General features: G+C 41.6%; 13 protein-coding genes, 1 tRNA gene, 3 rRNA genes, 1 other RNA gene and 1 other annotated feature. Of the genes, 14 read left to right on the top strand and 4 right to left on the bottom strand.

Annotation, left to right across the window (positions count from 1 at the left end):
• Nucleotides 1–61: 61 nt before the first annotated feature.
• From gyrB to rrf, 6 genes are all read left to right on the top strand, one after another.
• Entirely contained in the window at nt 62–1,993 is a 1,932-nt protein-coding gene (gyrB, locus tag AA0X71_RS00415; protein WP_413357983.1) for a DNA topoisomerase (ATP-hydrolyzing) subunit B, read from the top strand.
• 85 nt (nt 1,994–2,078) lie between these two features.
• On the top strand, nt 2,079–4,604 hold the full coding sequence (gene gyrA, locus AA0X71_RS00410; RefSeq protein WP_413357981.1) for a DNA gyrase subunit A: 2,526 nt from the start codon (nt 2,079–2,081) through the stop codon (nt 4,602–4,604).
• A gap of 152 nt (nt 4,605–4,756) precedes the next feature.
• Entirely contained in the window at nt 4,757–5,830 is a 1,074-nt protein-coding gene (locus AA0X71_RS00405) for an HD-GYP domain-containing protein (protein ID WP_413357979.1), read from the top strand.
• A gap of 448 nt (nt 5,831–6,278) precedes the next feature.
• Nucleotides 6,279–7,830, top strand: a 16S ribosomal RNA gene (locus AA0X71_RS00400).
• Nucleotides 7,831–8,373: 543 nt separating this feature from the next.
• Nucleotides 8,374–11,308 (top strand): 23S ribosomal RNA (locus tag AA0X71_RS00395).
• Between the two features lie 94 nt (nt 11,309–11,402).
• Nucleotides 11,403–11,519: ribosomal RNA gene (gene rrf / locus AA0X71_RS00390) — 5S ribosomal RNA — on the top strand.
• Together the 16S, 23S and 5S rRNA genes form the textbook arrangement of a ribosomal RNA operon.
• Before the next feature lie 625 nt (nt 11,520–12,144).
• Here the strand turns inward: rrf and AA0X71_RS00385 are convergent.
• A complete protein-coding gene (locus AA0X71_RS00385; RefSeq protein WP_413362416.1) occupies nt 12,145–13,116 on the bottom strand; it encodes a YaaC family protein in 972 nt (323 codons plus the stop codon).
• 175 nt (nt 13,117–13,291) lie between these two features.
• Between AA0X71_RS00385 and guaB the strand changes: the two genes are divergently transcribed.
• From guaB to AA0X71_RS00355, 6 genes are all read left to right on the top strand, one after another.
• Nucleotides 13,292–14,758: an IMP dehydrogenase gene (gene guaB / locus AA0X71_RS00380; RefSeq protein ID WP_413357977.1), complete on the top strand. Its 1,467-nt coding sequence runs from the start codon at nt 13,292–13,294 to the stop codon at nt 14,756–14,758.
• 210 nt (nt 14,759–14,968) lie between these two features.
• Complete coding sequence (locus AA0X71_RS00375; protein WP_413362414.1) at nt 14,969–16,282, top strand: D-alanyl-D-alanine carboxypeptidase family protein; 1,314 nt, start codon at nt 14,969–14,971, stop codon at nt 16,280–16,282.
• 156 nt (nt 16,283–16,438) lie between these two features.
• A complete protein-coding gene (gene pdxS, locus AA0X71_RS00370) occupies nt 16,439–17,320 on the top strand; it encodes a pyridoxal 5'-phosphate synthase lyase subunit PdxS (protein WP_413357975.1) in 882 nt (293 codons plus the stop codon).
• Between the two features lie 5 nt (nt 17,321–17,325).
• Complete coding sequence (gene pdxT, locus AA0X71_RS00365) at nt 17,326–17,904, top strand: pyridoxal 5'-phosphate synthase glutaminase subunit PdxT (protein ID WP_413357973.1); 579 nt, start codon at nt 17,326–17,328, stop codon at nt 17,902–17,904.
• A 54-nt stretch (nt 17,905–17,958) separates the two neighbouring features.
• Nucleotides 17,959–18,185 (top strand) — a binding site (T-box leader).
• A 250-nt stretch (nt 18,186–18,435) separates the two neighbouring features.
• Nucleotides 18,436–19,710, top strand: coding sequence for a serine--tRNA ligase (gene serS, locus AA0X71_RS00360; protein ID WP_413357971.1), 1,275 nt, complete (start codon nt 18,436–18,438; stop codon nt 19,708–19,710).
• 279 nt (nt 19,711–19,989) lie between these two features.
• Nucleotides 19,990–20,082: transfer RNA gene (locus AA0X71_RS00355), tRNA-Ser, on the top strand.
• A 68-nt stretch (nt 20,083–20,150) separates the two neighbouring features.
• Here AA0X71_RS00355 and AA0X71_RS00350 read toward each other — a convergent pair.
• The 3 genes from AA0X71_RS00350 to AA0X71_RS00340 all read right to left on the bottom strand — a co-directional run bounded on the left by AA0X71_RS00350 (nt 20,151) and on the right by AA0X71_RS00340 (nt 22,882).
• Nucleotides 20,151–20,807 (bottom strand): deoxynucleoside kinase, encoded by a 657-nt coding sequence (locus AA0X71_RS00350; protein WP_413357969.1) that lies wholly within the window; start codon nt 20,805–20,807, stop codon nt 20,151–20,153.
• Nucleotides 20,804–21,445, bottom strand: a complete 642-nt coding sequence (locus AA0X71_RS00345) for a deoxynucleoside kinase (protein ID WP_413357967.1) — start codon at nt 21,443–21,445, stop codon at nt 20,804–20,806. The genes AA0X71_RS00350 and AA0X71_RS00345 overlap by 4 nt, the downstream gene beginning before the upstream one ends.
• Before the next feature lie 153 nt (nt 21,446–21,598).
• Nucleotides 21,599–22,882 carry a LysM peptidoglycan-binding domain-containing protein gene (locus AA0X71_RS00340; protein ID WP_413357965.1) on the bottom strand — a complete coding sequence of 428 codons (1,284 nt, stop codon included), beginning with the start codon at nt 22,880–22,882 and terminating at the stop codon, nt 21,599–21,601.
• A 123-nt stretch (nt 22,883–23,005) separates the two neighbouring features.
• Between AA0X71_RS00340 and tadA the strand changes: the two genes are divergently transcribed.
• The gene (tadA, locus tag AA0X71_RS00335; RefSeq protein ID WP_413357963.1) at nt 23,006–23,503 is read left to right on the top strand and encodes a tRNA adenosine(34) deaminase TadA; all 498 of its coding nucleotides are present in this window, start codon (nt 23,006–23,008) and stop codon (nt 23,501–23,503) included.
• A gap of 54 nt (nt 23,504–23,557) precedes the next feature.
• An RNA gene (gene ffs / locus AA0X71_RS00330) (signal recognition particle sRNA large type) lies at nt 23,558–23,822 on the top strand.
• Nucleotides 23,823–23,828: the final 6 nt, after the last annotated feature.

Genomic DNA, 23,828 nt, shown 5'->3' with positions numbered 1-23,828 from the left:
AAAAAGAGAAACACTCATCAGAAACTTAGTTGAGTTTATTAGAAAGTGTAGGTGATTGACTGTGGCTACGGAACAAGAAGCAGTACAGGGACAATCCTATAATGCCGAACAGATACAAGTATTAGAAGGTCTTGAGGCTGTTCGAAAACGTCCAGGGATGTACATTGGTTCAACAAGTGCTAAAGGGCTACATCATTTAGTTTGGGAAATTGTGGATAATAGTATAGACGAAGCATTAGCAGGATATTGTTCGGAAATAGATGTTTTTATTGAAAAAGATAACAGTATTACGGTAGTGGATAACGGTCGAGGAATTCCTGTTGGGATTCAAGAAAAAATGGGCCGTCCTGCGGTTGAAGTTATCATGACTGTTCTCCATGCTGGTGGTAAGTTTGGTGGCGGAGGATACAAAGTTTCAGGTGGTCTTCACGGTGTTGGTGCCTCTGTTGTTAATGCCTTATCGACTTACCTTGAAGTGTATGTTCATCTTGATGGGGAAATTCATTATCAAAAATATGAGCGTGGTGTACCATGTGAGGATCTGAAGGTGATTGGGGAAACGGACCATACTGGGACAACGATTCATTTCCAACCAGATCCTGAAATTTTTACCGAAACATTAGAGTATGATTTCGATACACTCGCAACCCGTACACGTGAGCTTGCCTTTTTAAATAAAGGTTTGAAAATCTCAATTGAAGATAAACGGCTCGATGAAAAAAAGCGTAATGAATATCACTATGAAGGCGGAATTAAATCTTATGTCGAGCATTTAAACCGTACGAAGGATGTCCTGCATGAGGAACCCATCTTTATTGAAGGTGAAAAAGATGGGATTGCCATCGAAGTATCTCTTCAGTACAACGAAGGGTATACAGAAAATATTTATTCATTTGCGAATAATATTCACACATATGAAGGCGGAACACATGAGTCTGGCTTTAAAACGGCATTAACGAGGATTATCAACGATTATGCGAGGAAAAATGGCGTTTTTAAAGAGAATGATGCCAACCTTACAGGTGATGATGTCCGCGAAGGGTTAACGGCGATTATTTCCATAAAGCATCCTGATCCACAGTTTGAAGGACAAACGAAAACAAAACTCGGTAATTCTGAAGTAAGAGCTGCAACAGATACGATCTTTGCTGAGCATTTCGAAAAATTCCTCTTAGAGAACCCTTCTGTTGCGCGAAAAATTGTCGATAAGGGCTTAATGGCAACAAGAGCAAGATTAGCTGCGAAAAAAGCAAGGGAACTCACAAGAAGAAAAAGCGCCCTTGAGGTTTCAAGTTTACCTGGTAAATTGGCTGATTGTTCTTCAAAAGATCCTTCAATTAGTGAACTATATATCGTTGAGGGTGATTCAGCGGGTGGATCAGCGAAGCAAGGTCGTGACCGTCATTTCCAAGCGATTTTGCCGTTGAGAGGTAAGATTTTGAATGTAGAGAAAGCTCGTCTTGATCGGATTCTTTCCAATAATGAAGTTCGAGCAATCATTACAGCTTGTGGAACGGGGATTGGTGAAGAATTTGATATAGCCAAAGCTCGTTACCATAAAATTGTCATTATGACCGATGCTGATGTAGATGGCGCTCATATTCGTACCCTATTATTAACCTTCTTCTATCGCTATATGAGAAAAATTATTGAAGCTGGTTATATTTATATCGCGCAGCCACCATTGTACAAAGTACAACAAGGGAAGCGGATCGAATATGCATATGACAATAAAGAGCTCGATCGAATTTTTGCAGAACTTCCTAGTCAACCGAAACCGAATATTCAGCGATATAAAGGTTTAGGAGAAATGAACCCAGAGCAATTATGGGAAACGACAATGGATCCAGAGAGAAGAACGATGCTTCAAGTAAGTCTTGAAGATGCGATTGAAGCAGATGAAACATTTGAGATTCTAATGGGCGATAAGGTTGAACCACGACGTAACTTTATCGAAGAGAATGCTCAATATGTTAAGAATTTGGATATTTAGTTCATCCATAAGGATAGCTGGTATACCCACTATCCTTTTTATACTTAAAGTCTAAGGAATTCACTTTTGAAAAGGAGGTTTCTTCATGTCTGAAACTTCAAATCCGCACGTTAAAGAAATTAATATTAGTCAGGAAATGCGCTCCTCATTTTTAGATTATGCGATGAGTGTTATCGTTTCACGTGCCCTTCCTGATGTTCGTGATGGATTGAAACCTGTTCACCGTCGTATTTTATACGCTATGCATGATTTAGGAATCCATGCAGACAAGCCTTACAAAAAATCTGCTCGTATTGTCGGAGATGTAATCGGTAAATATCACCCTCATGGTGACTCTGCTGTGTACGAAACGATGGTACGTATGGCACAGGACTTCAACTATCGTTATATGTTGGTAGACGGACACGGGAATTTTGGTTCGGTTGATGGTGATGCGGCCGCAGCAATGCGTTATACAGAATCTCGTATGTCCAAAATTTCGATGGAACTTTTGAGGGACATTAACAAAGATACAATTGATTATCAAGATAACTATGATGGTGAAGAGAGAGAACCTGTCGTTCTTCCTGCTCGTTTCCCAAATCTTTTAATCAATGGTACCACTGGAATTGCTGTTGGGATGGCAACGAATATCCCCCCTCACCAGCTCGGAGAAATCATTGATGGTGTACTTGCCGTTAGTAAGGATCCGGATATTACGATTCAAGAGCTTATGGATATTATTCCAGGACCAGACTTTCCAACTGCAGGATTAATTCTTGGTCGAAGCGGTATCCGAAAGGCTTACGAAACAGGAAGAGGTTCGATTACGTTACGTGCTAAGGTCGAAATCGAACAAAAATCGAATGGGAAAGAAGTTATTCTTGTCAAAGAACTCCCTTATCAAGTAAATAAAGCGAGATTAATTGAGAAAATTGCTGAATTAGCTCGTGATAAAAAGATCGATGGCATCACTGATTTACGAGATGAGTCAGACCGTAAAGGAATGCGTATTGTTATTGAGGTTCGTAAGGATGCGAATGCCAATGTTCTTTTAAATAATTTATACAAGCATACGGCCTTACAAACAAGCTTCGGAATTAATATGCTTGCCCTCGTAAATGGGCATCCGAAGGTTCTGAATATAAAAGAATGCTTACACTATTATCTACAACACCAGCAAATTGTTATTCGTCGTAGAACAGAATTTGAACTTCGTAAAGCAGAAGCTCGAGCTCATATTTTAGAAGGATTACGAATCGCTCTAGATCATATTGATGAAGTCATCGCTTTGATTCGCGGTTCACAAACAACTGAAATTGCTAGAGAAGGTTTAATGACGACCTTCGGATTATCTGAAAAGCAAGCACAAGCGATTTTAGATATGCGCTTGCAGCGTTTAACTGGTTTAGAACGCGAAAAGATTGAAGAAGAGTATCAAAACTTAATGAATCTAATCGCAGAATTACAAGCGATTTTAGCAGACGAAGAAAAGATTTTGGAAATCATTCGTGAAGAACTACTCGAAATTAAAGAACGTTATAATGACAAACGCCGTACAGAAATTGTGACGGCAGGTCTTGAAAATATTGAGGACGAGGATTTAATCCCACGTGAAAATATCGTTGTGACGATTACTCATAATGGATATGTGAAAAGACTCCCTGTTTCAACGTATCGTGCCCAAAAACGTGGCGGTAGAGGGATTCAAGGGATGGGAACGAACGAGGATGATTTCGTTGAACACCTCATCACGACTTCCACACATGATACCCTCCTATTCTTTACGAATAAGGGAAAGGTATACCGTGCGAAGGGCTATGAGATCCCAGAGTTTTCTCGTACAGCGAAGGGCCTTCCAATTATCAATCTGTTAGAAGTGGATAAAGGAGAATGGGTCAATGCGATCATCCCTGTTACAGAATTCGTGGATGATTGGTTCCTATTCTTTACGACAAAAGAAGGTGTATCGAAACGTTCACCACTCTCTTCATTTGCTAATATCCGTAATAATGGGTTAATTGCCTTGAATTTAAGAGAAGGCGATGAGTTAATTTCTGTACGCCTTACAGACGGCAATAAGGAAATTATTATTGGTACAAAGAACGGTATGCTCATACGCTTCCCAGAAACAGATGTACGCTCAATGGGAAGAACGGCAACCGGTGTGAAAGGCATATCCATTAATCGTGAAAATGATGAAGTTATCGGTATGGAAGTGTTAGATGAGGATTCAGATATTTTAATCGTCACGAAAAATGGTTATGGAAAGCGGACACCTGCTGAAGAATATCGTATTCAAGGTAGAGGCGGTAAAGGGATCAAAACATGCAACATTACCGACAAGAATGGTGATTTGGTCTCTATGAAAGCTGTAACTGGTGCAGAAGATTTAATGATTATCACTACTGGTGGTGTCATTATTAGGATGGCTGTTGGGGATATTTCTACAATGGGAAGAAATACTCAAGGTGTTCGATTGATTCGTTTGAACGAAAATGAAAATGAATTTGTTTCAACCGTTGCTAAAGTTGAAAAAGAAGAAGAAAGCAATGAAGAAGATTTAGAAATTGTTGATGAGAATAACGAGGTTGTAGAAGAAAATCAAGGAGATTCCCCTTCTGAGGAATAGACATTTATGTAAAAAGCTGTAGGGCTAATGCTCTACAGCTTTTTACATATTATAGCCATATGTTGAAAAATCAAGTAATATAGTCTATAAGACTAGTAGTTAATAGGCTGCTTCTAGACAAAACAGCCTAATTTGTTTTTGAGGTGTTTCGAATGCGAGTAAAAATTAGTGAGCTAAGAGAAGGATGTATTTTATCAGAGGATATTATGAGCCTGACAAATCGTCCTATTATGCCTAGTAAAACCATCCTAACTCCAGAATTAATTCAATATTTACATGCCTTTTTAATTACTCAGGTTAATGTTCAAAGAACACTCGTTAACGGAACCCCATTTATTCCATCTGAAATTATTGAAGAAGAAAAAATAGAGGAACTCCCAGAGAATCATCTAGCTTTCACCGATTTATTTTTAGAAGCGGTTAGAGATTATAAAAAGGAATTCTCTAAATGGCAATCAGGTGCTCAACTAGATATTACTAAAGTGAGATCCATTTTAATTCCTTTAATAGAAGAATTAGAGAGTAGTGCTGGAGAGGTGTTCTTTCTCCACCATTTATCTACTGAAAAAGAATATTTATACCAACATTCGATTGCTGTGGCTTTACTAAGTGCCTTTATTGGGAAAAAGCTTAAGTATAATAAAGGAGACATTGTTCAGCTTGCTTTGGCTGGATGTTTAGCTGACTGTGGTATGGCAAAGGTATCTGCTCGCCTTGTTAATAAAAATGATGCATTAACAAGTACTGAATTTGAAGAAATAAAGAATCACCCTATTTATAGTTATAAAATGATCCAAGGAAGTAGTTTATTAAGAGATGATGCGAAAATTTCCATTTATCAACATCATGAAAGACTTGATGGCAGCGGCTACCCGCGTGGTGATAAAAAAATTCATCGTTTTGCTAAAATCATTGCTGTTGCAGATACTTTTCATGCGATGACTTCTGCACGGCTTTATCGCCAAAAACAATCTCCATTTAAAGTATTAGAAATGATTATGGAAGATAGTTTTGGAAAATTTGATATCTCTGTAATTAGGGCCATACAATCAGGAATCATGAATTTTTCGATAGGCAGTAAAGTGAAACTATCAGATGGAGAATTGGCTGAAATATTATTTATCGTAGAAAAATCTCCTACACGACCATTAATAAAAGTGATTGATACGAATGAAATTATTCAACTCGAAAAACATCGCAACATTTTTATTGAAGAGGTTATTTAAAAACTAAGTGGTCTGTTTGGATAATGATAAATTACCCTTGATTTATAATGCGTAGGCTGGTATACTTATTGAAGTCAACAAACGACGTAAAATATCAAAATGTTTTTTTAAAAAAAAGTGTTGACGAAGAAATTTTAAAATGGTATATTATTAAAGTCGCTTCTGAGCGATAAGTTAAAACGAATGGAAATTTCGTTTTAACGAAAAACACAATTAACGAAAGATATTTTCGCTTTCGCGAAAAATCATTGTACTTTGAAAACTAAACAAATCATACGTCAACAAATAATAGTGGAGGCGACTGTACAGCTTCGACAAACATTGGAACTTCTGGCGGAAAAGTCCAAAAGACTTTGACAGAAGAAGTGAAATGGTCGAGAAGCTAGGAGCCGAAACTAGCCAACGTTAGTTTTATTATGTTTTAAATTAAGAGCTAATTCTTACTCTTTTTTTGGAGAGTTTGATCCTGGCTCAGGACGAACGCTGGCGGCGTGCCTAATACATGCAAGTCGAGCGGATTTGAGGGAGCTTGCTCCCGAAAATTAGCGGCGGACGGGTGAGTAACACGTGGGCAACCTGCCTATAAGACTGGGATAACTTCGGGAAACCGGAGCTAATACCGGATAATGCTTTTGAACTCATGTTCTTAAGCTGAAAGATGGCTTCTCGCTATCACTTATAGATGGGCCCGCGGCGCATTAGCTAGTTGGTGAGGTAACGGCTCACCAAGGCCACGATGCGTAGCCGACCTGAGAGGGTGATCGGCCACACTGGGACTGAGACACGGCCCAGACTCCTACGGGAGGCAGCAGTAGGGAATCTTCCGCAATGGACGAAAGTCTGACGGAGCAACGCCGCGTGAGTGATGAAGGTTTTCGGATCGTAAAACTCTGTTGTTAGGGAAGAATAAGTACCGGAGTAACTGCCGGTACCTTGACGGTACCTAACCAGAAAGCCACGGCTAACTACGTGCCAGCAGCCGCGGTAATACGTAGGTGGCAAGCGTTGTCCGGAATTATTGGGCGTAAAGCGCGCGCAGGCGGTTCCTTAAGTCTGATGTGAAAGCCCCCGGCTCAACCGGGGAGGGTCATTGGAAACTGGGGAACTTGAGTGCAGAAGAGAAGAGCGGAATTCCACGTGTAGCGGTGAAATGCGTAGAGATGTGGAGGAACACCAGTGGCGAAGGCGGCTCTTTGGTCTGTAACTGACGCTGAGGCGCGAAAGCGTGGGGAGCAAACAGGATTAGATACCCTGGTAGTCCACGCCGTAAACGATGAGTGCTAAGTGTTAGAGGGTTTCCGCCCTTTAGTGCTGCAGCAAACGCATTAAGCACTCCGCCTGGGGAGTACGGCCGCAAGGCTGAAACTCAAAGGAATTGACGGGGGCCCGCACAAGCGGTGGAGCATGTGGTTTAATTCGAAGCAACGCGAAGAACCTTACCAGGTCTTGACATCCTTATGCCATCCCTAGAGATAGGGCTTTCCCTTCGGGGACATAAGTGACAGGTGGTGCATGGTTGTCGTCAGCTCGTGTCGTGAGATGTTGGGTTAAGTCCCGCAACGAGCGCAACCCTTGATCTTAGTTGCCAGCATTGAGTTGGGCACTCTAAGGTGACTGCCGGTGACAAACCGGAGGAAGGTGGGGATGACGTCAAATCATCATGCCCCTTATGACCTGGGCTACACACGTGCTACAATGGATGGTACAAAGGGCAGCAAAGCCGCGAGGTGGAGCGAATCCCATAAAACCATTCTCAGTTCGGATTGTAGGCTGCAACTCGCCTACATGAAGCCGGAATCGCTAGTAATCGCGGATCAGCATGCCGCGGTGAATACGTTCCCGGGCCTTGTACACACCGCCCGTCACACCACGAGAGTTTGTAACACCCGAAGTCGGTGGGGTAACCGTAAGGAGCCAGCCGCCTAAGGTGGGACAGATGATTGGGGTGAAGTCGTAACAAGGTAGCCGTATCGGAAGGTGCGGCTCGGATCACCTCCTTTCTAAGGAATATGGAGACTTAGATGTCTCATAATCGTAACGTTGATGGAAGCTTTTTTGACTCGTCAGAAAAGCCGTATGATTTGTTTAGTTTTGAGAGTGCAATACTCTCTTATTAATAATAGGTGAATTAGAAGCGAGCAGATCGAGGAAACGACTGAGTGAGCACTGGAGTGTATTTGATACATGAGGAGCGGAACGAGGAAAGTTGACGAAGAAATGCGAAGCTTATCATTCGCCGTCTTGTACCTTGAAAACTAGATAATGAAGAAGAAGAACCAAGAAATAAACCGAGTAATCGCCATTTTAGTTTTTCTCTCTATATGTTTAGAGATTAAGTTTCAAAACAAAACCGCGAGGGTTACGAGAAATTGTAAGCCAAGCAATGAGGGAAATGAGAAGCAAGTAGGTCGAGGAATCAAGCGAGGAAGCACCGGAACGTACGTAGTGTGTACGTGAGGATGCTGACGAGTGAAGATGACGAAGAGATACGCCGCTTATCATTTGCCGAACAATGAACGATATTTTCCTTTGGAAAAATCGTAGGTTAAGTTATGAAGGGCGCACGGTGGATGCCTTGGCACTAGGAGCCGATGAAGGACGGGACTAACACCGATATGCTTCGGGGAGCTGTAAGTAAGCTTTGATCCGGAGATTTCCGAATGGGGAAACCCATCATTCGTAATGGGATGATATCTTTACCTGAATACATAGGGTAATGAAGGCAGACCCGGGGAACTGAAACATCTAAGTACCCGGAGGAAGAGAAAGCAAACGCGATTCCCTGAGTAGCGGCGAGCGAAACGGGATTAGCCCAAACCAAGAGGCTTGCCTCTTGGGGTTGTAGGACACTCTATACGGAGTTACAAAGGAACGAAGTAAACGAACAAGTCTGGAAAGGCTGGTCAAAGAAGGTAATAACCCTGTAGTTGAAACTTCGTTCCCTCTTGAGTGGATCCTGAGTACGGCGGGACACGAGAAATCCCGTCGGAAGCTGGGAGGACCATCTCCCAAGGCTAAATACTCCCTAGTGACCGATAGTGAACCAGTACCGTGAGGGAAAGGTGAAAAGCACCCCGGAAGGGGAGTGAAAGAGATCCTGAAACCGTGTGCCTACAAGTAGTTAGAGCCCTTTAACGGGTGATAGCGTGCCTTTTGTAGAATGAACCGGCGAGTTACGATTGCATGCGAGGTTAAGTTGAGAAGACGGAGCCGCAGCGAAAGCGAGTCTTAAGTAGGGCGTTTTAGTATGTAGTCGTAGACCCGAAACCAGGTGATCTACCCATGTCCAGGTTGAAGTTCAGGTAACACTGAATGGAGGACCGAACCCACGCACGTTGAAAAGTGCGGGGATGAGGTGTGGGTAGCGGAGAAATTCCAATCGAACTTGGAGATAGCTGGTTCTCTCCGAAATAGCTTTAGGGCTAGCCTCACGAAAAACGAGTCTTGGAGGTAGAGCACTGTTTGGACTAGGGGCCCTCATCGGGTTACCGAATTCAGACAAACTCCGAATGCCAAGTACTTAAGCGTGGGAGTCAGACTGCGAGTGATAAGATCCGTAGTCAAAAGGGAAACAGCCCAGACCACCAGCTAAGGTCCCAAAGTATACGTTAAGTGGAAAAGGATGTGGGGTTGCTTAGACAACCAGGATGTTGGCTTAGAAGCAGCCACCATTTAAAGAGTGCGTAATAGCTCACTGGTCGAGTGACCCCGCGCCGAAAATGTACCGGGGCTAAACGTATCACCGAAGCTGTGGGTGTACACCGTTGGTGTACGCGGTAGGAGAGCGTTCTAAGGGCGTTGAAGCTAGACCGGAAGGACTGGTGGAGCGCTTAGAAGTGAGAATGCCGGTATGAGTAGCGAAAGATGGGTGAGAATCCCATCCACCGAATGCCTAAGGTTTCCTGAGGAAGGCTCGTCCGCTCAGGGTTAGTCGGGACCTAAGCCGAGGCCGAAAGGCGTAGGCGATGGACAACAGGTTGATATTCCTGTACCACCTCGTTTTTGTTTGAGCGATGGGGGGACGCAGGAGGATAGGGTAAGCGCACTGCTGGATATGTGCGTCTAAGCAGTTAGGCTGGTAAACAGGAAAATCCGTTTACCGCAAAGGCTGAGCTGTGATAGCGAGGGAAATAGAGTACCGAAGTTCCTGATTCCACACTGCCAAGAAAAGCCTCTAGTGAGAAAACAGGTGCCCGTACCGCAAACCGACACAGGTAGGCGAGGAGAGAATCCTAAGGTGAGCGAGAGAACTCTCGTTAAGGAACTCGGCAAAATGACCCCGTAACTTCGGGAGAAGGGGTGCTTTTTAGGGTGAATAGCCCTGAAAAGCCGCAGTGAATAGGCCCAGGCGACTGTTTAGCAAAAACACAGGTCTCTGCGAAGCCGCAAGGCGAAGTATAGGGGCTGACGCCTGCCCGGTGCTGGAAGGTTAAGAGGAGGGGTTAGCTTACGCGAAGCTCTGAATTGAAGCCCCAGTAAACGGCGGCCGTAACTATAACGGTCCTAAGGTAGCGAAATTCCTTGTCGGGTAAGTTCCGACCCGCACGAAAGGCGTAACGATCTGGGCACTGTCTCAACGAGAGACTCGGTGAAATTATAGTACCTGTGAAGATGCAGGTTACCCGCGACAGGACGGAAAGACCCCGTGGAGCTTTACTGTAGCCTGATATTGAATTTTGGTACAGCTTGTACAGGATAGGTAGGAGCCTGAGAAGCCGGAGCGCTAGCTTCGGTGGAGGCGTCGGTGGGATACTACTCTGGCTGTATTGACATTCTAACCCGCACCTCTAATCGAGGTGGGAGACAGTGTCAGGTGGGCAGTTTGACTGGGGCGGTCGCCTCCTAAAGAGTAACGGAGGCGCCCAAAGGTTCCCTCAGAATGGTTGGAAATCATTCGTAGAGTGTAAAGGCACAAGGGAGCTTGACTGCGAGACCTACAAGTCGAGCAGGGACGAAAGTCGGGCTTAGTGATCCGGTGGTTCCGCATGGAAGGGCCATCGCTCAACGGATAAAAGCTACCCCGGGGATAACAGGCTTATCTCCCCCAAGAGTCCACATCGACGGGGAGGTTTGGCACCTCGATGTCGGCTCATCGCATCCTGGGGCTGTAGTCGGTCCCAAGGGTTGGGCTGTTCGCCCATTAAAGCGGTACGCGAGCTGGGTTCAGAACGTCGTGAGACAGTTCGGTCCCTATCCGTCGTGGGCGTAGGAAATTTGAGAGGAGCTGTCCTTAGTACGAGAGGACCGGGATGGACGCACCGCTGGTGTACCAGTTGTTCTGCCAAGAGCATCGCTGGGTAGCTATGTGCGGAAGGGATAAGTGCTGAAAGCATCTAAGCATGAAGCCCCCCTCAAGATGAGATTTCCCATAGCGTAAGCTAGTAAGAACCCTGAAAGATGATCAGGTTGATAGGTCAGAGGTGGAAGCGTGGTGACACGTGGAGCTGACTGATACTAATCGTTCGAGGACTTAACCAAATCGATTATTCGGTTTTCTCTTCTTCATTCATTATCTAGTTTTGAAGGTATAATCCTTTTTGTGCAAGCAAAAGAGGTCACTTCAATCAAATAGTCCGGTGGCGATAGCGAGAAGGTCACACCCGTTCCCATACCGAACACGGAAGTTAAGCTTCTCAGCGCCGATGGTAGTTAGGGGCTGTCCCCTTGTGAGAGTAGGACGTTGCCGGGCAAGTAAAAGAGTATCCAATAGGGGTACTCTTTTTTTGATTTGTCTTTTATTAGGAGCTCATGGAGCAAGAAATGCGTAATTTCGCAAGGAAAGTGTGTCACAAGAAGGGTCCATGAAACAAGAAAAGAGTAGTTTTAAAGGAAAAGTATGTCTCATGAAGTGTTCATGAAACAAGAAAAGAGTAGTTTTAAAGGAAAAGTATGTCTCATGAAGGGTTCATGAAACAAGAAAAGAGTAGTTTTAAAGGAAAAGTATGTCTCATGAAGGGTCCATGAAACAAGATAAGGGGAGTTTCGTAAGGAAAGTATGTCTCATGAAGTGTTCATGAGGACAGAATCCAGCGGTTGGATAAGAAAGATTGTCCTCATAGAAGGTTCATGAGGACAAAGTCAGGCAAAATCCAGGAAAGAATGTCCTCATAGAGGGTTCATGAGGACAAAGCCGAGCGAAATCCAGGAAAGAATGTCCTCATAGAGTGTTCATGAGGACAAAGCCGGGCGAAATGCAAGAAAGTTTGTCCTCATGAAGCGCCAATAAGCGGAAAAATTTGAACAGTCCAAAGAGATAATCTGTTTTCAGTGTTTAAAATGAGACCAATGTAAAAAAGTGTTTTGTCCTTTAACTGCTACTTCACAATGTTTATAGTAGCTTTCGTAAGGTATTCGGAAACTAAAAAGGGTCCCTTTTCGAGGGTGATTTGTAAGAATGTCTCGATAAAGGGAAAGTCTTTGTTTGGCATGGTTTTGACGAGTTCACTCCACCATTCTGTCTCATAACGAGCAATCATGCTTAAATTGTAGAGCAGTAAGTAGTGCACTAATAGCTCATGAAAAACAAATCCACTATCTTTTGTTAGTGGAAGGGCAAAAGTTTGATCGAACAGGTTGTATTTTAAAGGGGAAGTGTTAAAGCTCTCTTTTTCACTTTCTTTTTCAAAAACGATGAAATCGTCCTCAAACCTGTTAAGAGTAAAGGTCTCAATTGCTTTATGAATAAAGAAATCGACGAAGCGATTTTCGGTCATATGAAAAGAATCTAGTATCTTTTTTGGAATATAGAAATCATTTCCTTCCTGACGAACCGTCGCAAAAGAAGGAGTCCCGTCAAACAATGCGACTAAAGAGTTTAATTCCGGGATTTGTTTAAAGAGACTTCCCATCGACATTTTATCCCCTTCTAATTGTTCAATGTGAAACAATTTTTTTGATAAAAAAGGAAACAAGCCTGTTTTCTGAAACTTGACCTCATCTTGAAAGAAATGAAACTGCTGTTTTTTGCGCTTTCTTGCTGATACACCATGTGCAAGAACGGAGGTAGTTTCTGGATAATTTGGATCGACAGTTAGGATACACGCCTTTATGAGATGAACAAGCCCATAAAAAAGAAGAATTGGTTGAATGATTAAAGGAGAATTTTTACCTTGTTCGTAATATACTTTTCCATGTTCGAGATAATAAATAAATGGATAACAATTCTCATATGCTTTTTGCTCTGCATTCTCTATCATTTGTTGTTCATAGCCCTTTTTCAAATATTGTTGAGTATAACTTGCGGAAAAAAACATGGAAAATGAAGACCATTGAAAAATAGACAATATCGCAACCTCCAAGTAAAACGTTAATCAAATATTTATCCCACATAAAATGGGAAAAGAAACGAGTATTTCTATTAGTGAATTATTTGAAAACTCTAACATATCATCTTATCCTTGACAGTATTTTAACCAATTGATAACCTACTAATAATATTTTCGAGTCTAGGAGGTCAAAAATATGTGGGAAAATAAATTTGCTAAAGAAGGGTTAACCTTTGATGACGTACTTTTAGTACCAGCAAAATCAGAGGTTTTACCAAAAGATGTTCAGTTGAAGGTCAAGCTTACGGAAAAAGTTAAGTTAAATATCCCGATTATCAGTGCAGGGATGGATACAGTCACAGAAGCGGAAATGGCTATTGCGATGGCTAGACAAGGTGGATTAGGGATTATCCACAAAAATATGTCGATTGAGCAGCAGGCGGATCAAGTACTCAAAGTTAAGCGTTCGGAAAGTGGAGTTATTACGAATCCGTTTTTCCTAACTCCTGAACATCAAGTATTTGATGCAGAGCATCTAATGGGTAAATATCGTATCTCAGGTGTACCGATCGTGAATAACGAAAATGAGCAAAAACTTGTTGGAATCCTCACAAACCGTGACCTCCGTTTTATTCAAGATTATTCGATCAAAATTTCGGATGTGATGACAAAGGAAAATCTTGTAACAGCTCCAGTGGGGACGACATTAGCTGAAGCAGAGAGTATTTTACAAAAGTATAAAATTGAAAAATTACCTCTTGTTGACGAGAACGGAATCTTAAAAGGATTAATCACGATCAAGGACATCGAGAAAGTGATTGAATTTCCAAACTCTGCGAAGGATGAGGCGGGAAGATTGTTGGCGGGTGCAGCTGTTGGTGTTACAAAGGATACGATGCGCCGCGTAGAAGCACTTGTTAATGCACACGTGGATGTCATTGTTATTGATACGGCACACGGACACTCTAAAGGGGTTATTGAGACGGTTAAGCAAGTACGAGATGGCTTTCCGAATGTAGCAATTATTGCAGGAAATGTAGCAACAGCAGAGGCGACAAGAGAACTTATTGAAGCTGGTGTAGACATCGTTAAGGTAGGGATTGGACCTGGTTCGATTTGTACGACTCGTGTAGTTGCAGGTGTGGGCGTTCCTCAAATCACAGCTGTTTATGATTGTGCAACAGAGGCAAGAAAGCATGGGAAAGCGATTATTGCCGACGGTGGGATTAAATACTCAGGAGACATCGTTAAAGCGTTGGCTGCAGGCGGACATGCAGTTATGCTAGGAAGTTTACTTGCTGGTGTATCTGAGAGTCCAGGGGAAACGGAAATATTCCAAGGTCGCCGCTTCAAGGTCTACCGTGGAATGGGCTCAGTTGCTGCGATGGAAAAAGGATCTAAAGATCGCTATTTCCAAGAGGATAATAAAAAGTTTGTTCCTGAAGGCATTGAAGGAAGGCTACCATATAAAGGACCTCTTAATGATACAATTTATCAGTTAATCGGAGGAATTCGTTCAGGAATGGGGTATTGTGGGACAAAAGACCTAGAAGAATTGAGAGAAAATGCTCAATTTATCCGTATGACAGGAGCAGGATTACGAGAAAGTCATCCACATGATGTCCAAATTACGAAGGAAGCACCGAACTACTCAATTTCATAATAGTGATTTAAACTGACTTGCTGACGTTAAGCAGGTCAGTTTTTTTATGAACTAATTTCCACTAACATATAAAAATAGGAAAATACTCTATCTATGCTTGTATATCGAACTATGTTAAAATAACAAGGGTGTAAATTAAGACTTGGAGGGCTCACAGTGAAAAAAAGCTTCATACAAAAAAGTATTGTTTGTTTATTAACGTTCGTATTAATGATTGGGTTTATTCAAAAGCCAGCAGCTGCTGCTGAAAATATAGATATTAATGCCAATGCTGTAATTTTAGTTGATGCGGAGACTGGTAAAATCCTGTATGAAAAGAATGCAGAGACCGTTTTAGGGATTGCCAGCATGACAAAAATGATGACCGAGTACCTCCTTTTAGAAGCTGTAAAGGAAGGGAAAGTGAAATGGGATCAAACATTTACGATCTCTCCAGAGCTTTCTAAAATGTCACATGATGAGAGCTTAAGTAATGTTTATTTACGTGTAGAAGGAACATATACAGTTGAAGATCTCTATTCTGCTATGGCAATTGAGTCCGCGAATGCAGCAACGTTAGCTATAGCTGAAATTGTTGCAGGGACAGAAGCTAATTTTGTGCAATTAATGAATGAAAAGGCTGAAGAGTTAGGACTTGGCGATTTTAAGTTTGTTAACTCAACAGGATTAAATAATCGTGATTTAGCGAAACATTTTCCTGATGTCGTAGGTGGTGCAGAAGAAGAAAACGTCATGTCAGCTAGAGCGGTAGCGAAATTAGCGTATCAGATTTTAAAAGATTTCCCAGAGGTTTTAGAAACGTCTAGTATTCCTGAAAAGACGTTCGCTCAAGGAACAGAAGATGAATTCGTGATGGATAACTGGAACTGGATGTTGGAAGGCTATCGTAATATTGCAGATAGATATCCAAATTATCAACAATTCACTTATGAAGGTTTAGATGGATTAAAAACGGGTTCTACAAATTTTGCAGGTTACTGTTTTACTGGTACAGCAAGTAGAGATGGAGTAAGATATATTACCGTTGTGATGGGGACGAAATCTCAAACAGAGCGTTTTGTCGAAACGAAAAAACTATTAGATTATGCCTTCAATAATTTTAGCAAAGAGGAATTAGTTCCTGCTGAATATGTGGTCAAGGGAACGGAAACGGTTCCTGTTGCCAAAGGGAAGGAAGATCAAGTCAAGGTTCACACAGCAGATGCAATTAGCTCTGTTGTAACGCCTGCTGAACAAGAGAATTTTGAAACGGTTATGGAACTTGATAAGGATAAGTTAAACGAAGATGGTGCCTTAACTGCTCCAATTAAAAAGGGAGACAAAATTGGAACATTAACGGTTCAATTTAAAGATGAAGAAGCTGATTATTTAAGCTCTGAAGGACAAAAGAGTATGACGGTTGACCTTATTGCAGCTGAAAATGTTGAAAAGGCCAATTGGTTTGTTCTAATGATGCGTGGTATTGGTGGATTCTTTGGTGATTTATGGGGAAGTGTGTCTTCAACCGTTAAAGGTTGGTTTTAATAAAAAAAGGTTTCTTGTCCTTGACAGGAAACCTTTTTTGTTGTTTATTTTCATTAGGGAAGGAAATTAATTCCGATGGATTTAGTAGCAGTTTTATTTTCCTAATATTTATTCTATTTTTAATTTAGTCGTATTTATTCTAAGGGGGATTACAACGTGAAAACAGGTACAGATCGTGTAAAACGTGGTATGGCCGAAATGCAAAAGGGCGGCGTTATCATGGATGTGGTAAATGCAGAACAAGCAAAAATTGCAGAAGAAGCCGGTGCAGTTGCTGTAATGGCATTGGAAAGAGTACCATCGGATATTAGAGCTGCAGGCGGAGTTGCACGTATGGCGGACCCTCGCATTGTTGAAGAAGTGATGAAGGCTGTCACCATTCCAGTTATGGCAAAGGCACGGATCGGACATATCGTTGAAGCTAGAGTACTAGAAGCGATGGGTGTAGATTACATAGATGAGAGTGAAGTGTTGACACCAGCCGATGAGGAATATCATTTAAACAAACGTGATTATACGGTGCCATTCGTTTGTGGATGTAGAGATTTAGGTGAGGCAGCCCGTCGTATTGGAGAGGGTGCTTCGATGTTGCGGACAAAGGGTGAGCCAGGCACAGGAAACATCGTGGAGGCAGTTCGTCATATGCGTAAAGTCAATGCTCAGGTTCGTAAGCTCGTGAATATGAGTGAAGATGAAGTGATGACAGAAGCTAAGCTTCTTGGTGCACCATATGAGCTTTTATTAGAAATTAAAGAGCATGGACGCTTACCAGTTGTTAACTTTGCAGCAGGTGGTGTTGCAACGCCTGCTGATGCGGCTTTAATGATGGAGTTGGGAGCTGATGGAGTATTCGTCGGTTCTGGAATTTTTAAATCTGAAAATCCTGCGAAATTTGCTAGAGCAATTGTAGAAGCGACTACCCACTATCAAGACTATAAATTAATTGCTGAACTTTCAAAGGAACTAGGAACACCGATGAAAGGGATTGAAATTTCTACTTTAGCTCCTGAAGCTCGTATGCAAGAACGTGGTTGGTAAGAAGGATGATCAAAGTTGGAGTATTAGCCTTACAAGGTGCGGTCAGGGAACATATTCGAGCAATCGAGGCGTGCGGGGCAGAAGCAGTGATGATTAAGAAAAAAGAGCAGCTAGTAGAGATAGATGGGCTTGTCATGCCTGGAGGAGAAAGCACCGCCATTAGAAGACTGATTGATAAATATGACTTTATGGATGGTTTGAAAGAGTTTGCCCAGGCGGGAAAACCAATGTTTGGGACATGCGCTGGTCTTATTTTACTTGCCAAAAATCTAGTTGGTTACGATGAACCCCATATCGGTGTCATGGATGTGACTGTAGAGAGAAATTCCTTTGGAAGACAGAAGGAAAGCTTTGAAGCAAACTTAGCGATCGCTGGCATAGCAGAAGACTATAATGCTGTCTTTATTCGTGCACCTCATATTGTTAAGGCCGGTGGGAATGTACAAGTACTAGCAAAGCATCATGAGCGCATTGTGATGGCGAGAGAAGGGAATCTATTAGGATGCTCCTTTCATCCTGAATTAACAGATGATCATCGGATTACCGCTTATTTTATCGATATGATTAGAGAAACTGTCGCATAAAAAGGTTGCAATTGGAAGATAATTATAGTAAATTTAGTTACAAAATTCCCTATAGCAAAAGCAATGAGAGGAAACAGTAACAGGAAATCCATTCTAGAAGAGAGCTGGTGGTTGGTGCAAACTAGTGAATGGAGCTTGTGAATCCATCCTTGAGTGAAGTATGGAATGCTCTAGTCAAGAGTCTAGTAAATACTTCCGGGTTAAACCGTTATCGATTTAAGGTGGAAAGTCTTTGTTTGCTTTCAACTAGGGTGGCAACGCGGGTAACTCTCGTCCCTTTTTTAGGGGACGGGAGTTTTTTGTTTGCTTAAATAAAGGCTCTTTTCGTAAATATTGTTTTTTGAATTATTATTTAGGAAAATAATTCCAATATATTTACTGAAAAACAATAAGGGGTCCGGCGAAAAGTGCCGTACAAAGCTAATGTGATCTTCTGAACCCCATTGAAGGTGTAAATGTCGGCTTCTGGACATTTACAAAAAAACTATAATCATTGCAAAAATTACGAAATAAAAAGAAGAGGTGTTTGATATGTTGGATCTAAAGTATTTACGTGCCAATTTTGAAGAAGTGAAGGCAAAGCTTCAACATCGTGGTGAAGATTTAACAGACTTAGGAAAATTTGAGGATTTAGACAAAAAGAGAAGAGAGTTAATTGTCGAAGCTGAGCAGTTAAAGAGTAAGCGTAATGAAGTATCTCAACAAGTTGCCACTTTGAAACGAGAGAAAAAGGATGCGGACCAATTAATCGCTGAGATGCGTGAAGTTGGCGATAAAATTAAAGTTTTAGATGAAGAATTACGTGAAGTGGAAGAAACTCTTGAAAATTTGATGTTAAGCATTCCAAATATTCCTCATGAAAGTGTTCCAGTTGGGGAAACGGAAGATGACAACGTCCTTCATCGGACATGGGGAGAGGTTCGAAAATTTGAGTTTGAACCAAAGCCTCACTGGGAAGTTGCCGATAAATTAAGCATTTTAGATTTTGAAAGAGCAGGAAAAGTTACGGGAAGCCGCTTTGTTTTTTATAAAGGGTTAGGCGCACGTCTTGAAAGAGCATTATTTAACTTCATGCTTGATTTACACACAGAAGAGCATGGCTATCAAGAAATTTTGCCCCCGTATATGGTGAATCGTGCAAGTATGACTGGTACAGGTCAGCTTCCAAAGTTTGAGGAAGATGCTTTCTTGATTGGTAGTGAGGATTACTTCCTTATCCCAACAGCTGAAGTACCCGTAACGAATCTCCACCGTGATGAAATTTTAGACGGCGAAGCTCTCCCAATAAACTACGCGGCATTTAGTGCTTGTTTCCGTTCTGAAGCTGGTTCTGCAGGACGCGATACAAGAGGATTAATTCGTCAGCATCAATTTAATAAGGTTGAGCTTGTAAAGTTTGTAAAGCCAGAAGATTCTTATGAAGAGTTGGAAAAATTAACGGGTAATGCAGAAAAGGTATTGCAATTATTAGGTCTTCCTTACCGAGTTATGAGAATGTGTACAGGGGACTTAGGATTTACTGCTGCGAAGAAATATGATATTGAAGTATGGATTCCAAGCTATGAAACGTACCGTGAAATTTCTTCTTGCAGTAACTTTGAAGGGTTTCAGGCGAGACGTGCCAATATTCGTTTCCGTAGAGAGCCTAAAGGGAAACCTGAACATGTTCATACTTTAAATGGATCTGGGCTGGCAATTGGAAGAACGGTTGCGGCTATTCTTGAGAATTATCAGCAAGCTGATGGCAGTGTTGTGATTCCTGAAGTATTACGTCCATATATGGGCAATCGAGAAGTCATTAAGTAAGTTAGAATTAGAAGAGAGCGAGTTCCTCTCGCTCTCTTTGTTTAAACATAGTTCTTAATGAATTTTATAATGGCACACTTTAATTTAAAAAACGAACCCTGATCAGAATTTATATCCAAAATATCGGTATTTTGAATAATATGCGTTTTTTTAATTCGCCTTTGTACATTATGAAATCAACTCAGCTGTGGCATAATAGAAAAAGTGATGAGAATAAATTTTTTTAAAGTGTTGACAACCCTATTTTAGAAATGGTATATTATCACTTGTCGATAATAAGGAGGAATACCCAAGTCCGGCTGAAGGGATCGGTCTTGAAAACCGACAGGCGGGTCAAACCGCGCAGGGGTTCGAATCCCCTTTCCTCCTCCATATTGATACTCAAACAATAGCGCATAATATTGGAGATTATAAAATCCGCTACAATCGTAGCGGATTTTTTATTTATTCGTATTTAATTTATTAGCAATTTGCTCAAGAATCGGTTCAATCGATGTGTTTTCTTGTTGAAGGTCATAATCCTTAATGTTTAAACGGAGGATTGGGCAAGCGCTAAAATGATTGATCCACTCTTCATAGCGACCATGCATTTCCTGCCAGTAATCAATTGGTGTTTCTTGCTCCATTTCACGTCCTCTAAGCTTAATACGATCAAGGATGTCCTCTAAAGAACCTTCCAAATAAATTAATAAATCAGGATGTGGGAAGTATGGCGTCATGACCATGGCTTCAAAGAGACTCGTATAGGTTTCGTAATCTACCTTCGACATCGTCCCCTTATCATAATGCATTTTGGCAAAAATTCCAGTATCCTCATAGATCGAACGATCCTGGATGAATCCACCACCATATTCAAACATTCTTTTTTGTTCCTTAAAACGTTCTGCTAGGAAATAGATTTGTAAATGAAAGCTCCAACGTGTAAAATCCTTATAAAATTTATCTAAATATGGATTATCGTGGACCCGTTCTAGAGAAGTTTTAAATTGTAAAGCCTCTGCAAGAGCAGTCGTCATTGTCGATTTTCCAACCCCAACGGTACCGGCAATCGTAATTACGGCGTTCTTTTTTATCCCGTATTTTTCGCGAAGATTCATGAAGATGTCCCCTTATGTGAAAGTAATGAGTTTAATTGCTCAAAAATATTGTCTAGATCTTGCTTATTGTTTACGAAGTCCATATTGTCACCATTTAAGCGGAGAATAGGAGTTGTAGGATTCTTTTTCTCAAAATCTAGCATGGCTTTTTCATAATCGAAAGATAATTGCTGTAGGTAATCGGGGCTTATGTTCTTTTCTTGTGAGCGGCCGCGATGATTAATTCGTGATAACAGTGTTTCTAAGCTTGCTTGTAAGTAAATCATGATATTTGGTTTTGGCATATCAGCCGTTAAAATGTTGTAAATATCTAAGTACTTTGTATAGTCATGAGGTTTTAACGTACGCTGAGCAAAAATGATATTTTTATAAACATGGTAATCTGCTACGACAGGGATATGTTTATTTAGAAAATGCTCCTTAATATCACCAAGCTGCTTGTAGCGATTACAAAGGAAAAACATTTCCGTTTGAAAACTCCATTCTTCAAGATTTTCATAAAACCTTTCTAAAAAAGGATTTTCATCGACAATCTCGAGAAGGAGTCTATATTGATAATGTTCAGAAATGGCTTTTGCAAGGGAAGTTTTTCCGACCCCAATTGGCCCTTCCACTGTAATAAAAGGTACTTCGTTCATGCACTTAACTCCTTTAATCAATTCGACAAAATTTTTCACCTCCACTATAGTACCATGTAATGGGGGGAGTTGGGTGAGAAATTCTTTAGTAAAATTATGTATAAGAAAAAGCAAGTAGCCTGAGATTTTGGCCGCTTGCTTCATTTATCGTGCTTAGCGTTTAACAACATCAAAATTTTCTACGATTAGAAGCCAATTTTGTGGGAAGGATAAACCGAGTTTCCAATAGCTCATCCCACGTAAATTGAGCTCTTTTATCATCTCGAACTTCGCTTGAATAGAACGAGCATCCTCAAACCAAACTTCATGGCGTCTTCCTTCTCCATCAACATAATGGAAAAAAGGGGCTTGTGCTGTCGTATCATATTGAATCGGAACATTATGTTCTGCTGCGAGCTGAATCGCTTGCTGAGGACTGACTGCTCTGGCGATGGAACCTTGAACAAAAGGAAGAGTCCAATCATATCCATATAAATTTTGTCCCATCATAATTTTAGATGAAGGCATTTCTGTCAGGGCATACTCGATCACATCACGAACAGGTCCGATTGGCGATACAGCCATCGCGGGCCCTCCGCTATAACCCCATTCATAAGTCATAATGACAACAAAATCGACTATTTCACCATGGGCACGGTAATCATGGGCTTCGTACCATGCTCCCTCTTGTTCAGCACTTGTTTTTGGAGCTAGGGCAGTCGATAAGAGCCAGCCCTGTTCGGCAAAACGGGCCTTTGCTTTTCGTAAAAATTGATTGTAAGCTTCTCGATCGGCAGGACGTAAGTATTCTAAATCGAAATGGATGTCCCGGAAACCATACTTTTGAGCCGTGGCAACAATATTATCTAAAAAGGTATTTTGGATCACCATGTCATTTAGTAGGATTCGTCCAAGCTCGTCACTAAATTGGTCGTTTTCTTGGTTGGTGATGACCATCATTAAAATGGCATCGTTGGCATTTGCAATCGCCGGAAAATCATTGAGAAGCGGCTCTTTCAATGTTCCATCTCGCTGTGCTTGGAAACTAAAGGGAGCTAAGTATGTTAGATAAGGTGCTGCATCTCTTGCACTTTCTACTAAATTTGGAGCAACTGTTGTCCCCCTTGGTTCCACGTAGGCATTAAATTCAGCTTCTTCTGTTGGGAGTTGGGGGATATACAATCTAGTTCCTACACGAAGAGGTTGATTGGTTGGGATTCCATTTATGGATGCGAGTTCCTGATAAGAAAGATTGAAGCGATTGGCGATGGCCCATAAACTATCTCCTGGTTGAACCCAATAAAATCGTCCGACTATGGGGATGACCAAGGTCTGTCCTACAACTAGACGATTAGGGTTCGGAATCTCATTTGCTTCTATTAATTCATCCACTGTTGTGCCAAAGGCTTGTGCAATGCCAAATAATGATTGATTTTGTTGAACAACATGAATTTGCATTTTATCTCCTCCTTGCCCAGATTTAGGCTACATTCATCCTATGCAAAGAAGAAGTAGGAATTGACAATCGGACATACTTATTGGATAAACTAAGTAATAGCTATTTGAATGAAGGAGTTTATAATGGGATATTCAATTCATGAGAAATTTATGAAAGAAGCAATTGAAGAGGCAAAAGAAGCAGAGAAGTTAGGTGAAGTACCAATTGGAGCAGTTATTGTCCTTAATGGTAAAATTATCGCAAGAGCACATAATCTTAGGGAGTCAAATCAATCGGCGATTGCTCATGCCGAGATTTTAGCCATTGATAAGGCCTGTCAAAAGCTTGGCAAATGGAGATTGGAGAAGGCTACTCTCTACGCAACCCTAGAACCTTGCCCCATGTGTGCAGGGGCCAGTATGCTTTCTAGGATAGAGAATGTTGTCTATGGAGCAAGTGATCCGAAGGGTGGGTGTGCTGGAACTTTTATGAACCTTTTACAAGATCAAAGATTTAACCACCAAAGTGAGGTTTTGTCAGGAATCCTTGAAGAAGAATGTGGCCAACTTCTCACTGATTTCTTTCGGAAATTACGTGAAGAGAAAAAGAAAAAGAAAGCGACGGAAAAGGACTTACAATAATTTACAGAAGCTAAAGATTGATTTTCAGTCTGATTCTTAGTATACTTGTATATGCCGTGCTAGGTGGGGAGGTAGCGGTGCCCTGTACTCGCAATCCGCTCTAGCGAGACTGAATTCCTTTCCGAGGCTGATGCTCTGTAGGGTCTGCCTTAGGTAAGTGGTGTTGAAGCTCGGGTCCTGCGCAATGGGAATCCATGAACCATGTCAGGTCCGGAAGGAAGCAGCATTAAGTGGACACTCCCATGTGCCGCAGGGTTGCCTGAGCTGAGCTAACTGCCTAAGTAACGCTTATGGACTTCAGTCGACGAAAGGTGCACGGTTTTAC

Origin of the sequence: Robertmurraya phoenicis (assembly GCF_047302285.1) — a bacterium.
Taxonomy (GTDB): Bacteria; Bacillota; Bacilli; order Bacillales; family Cytobacillaceae; genus Robertmurraya.
The sequence above is the reverse complement of the archived record's forward strand: the minus strand, read 5'-3'. Positions and strand labels throughout refer to the sequence as shown.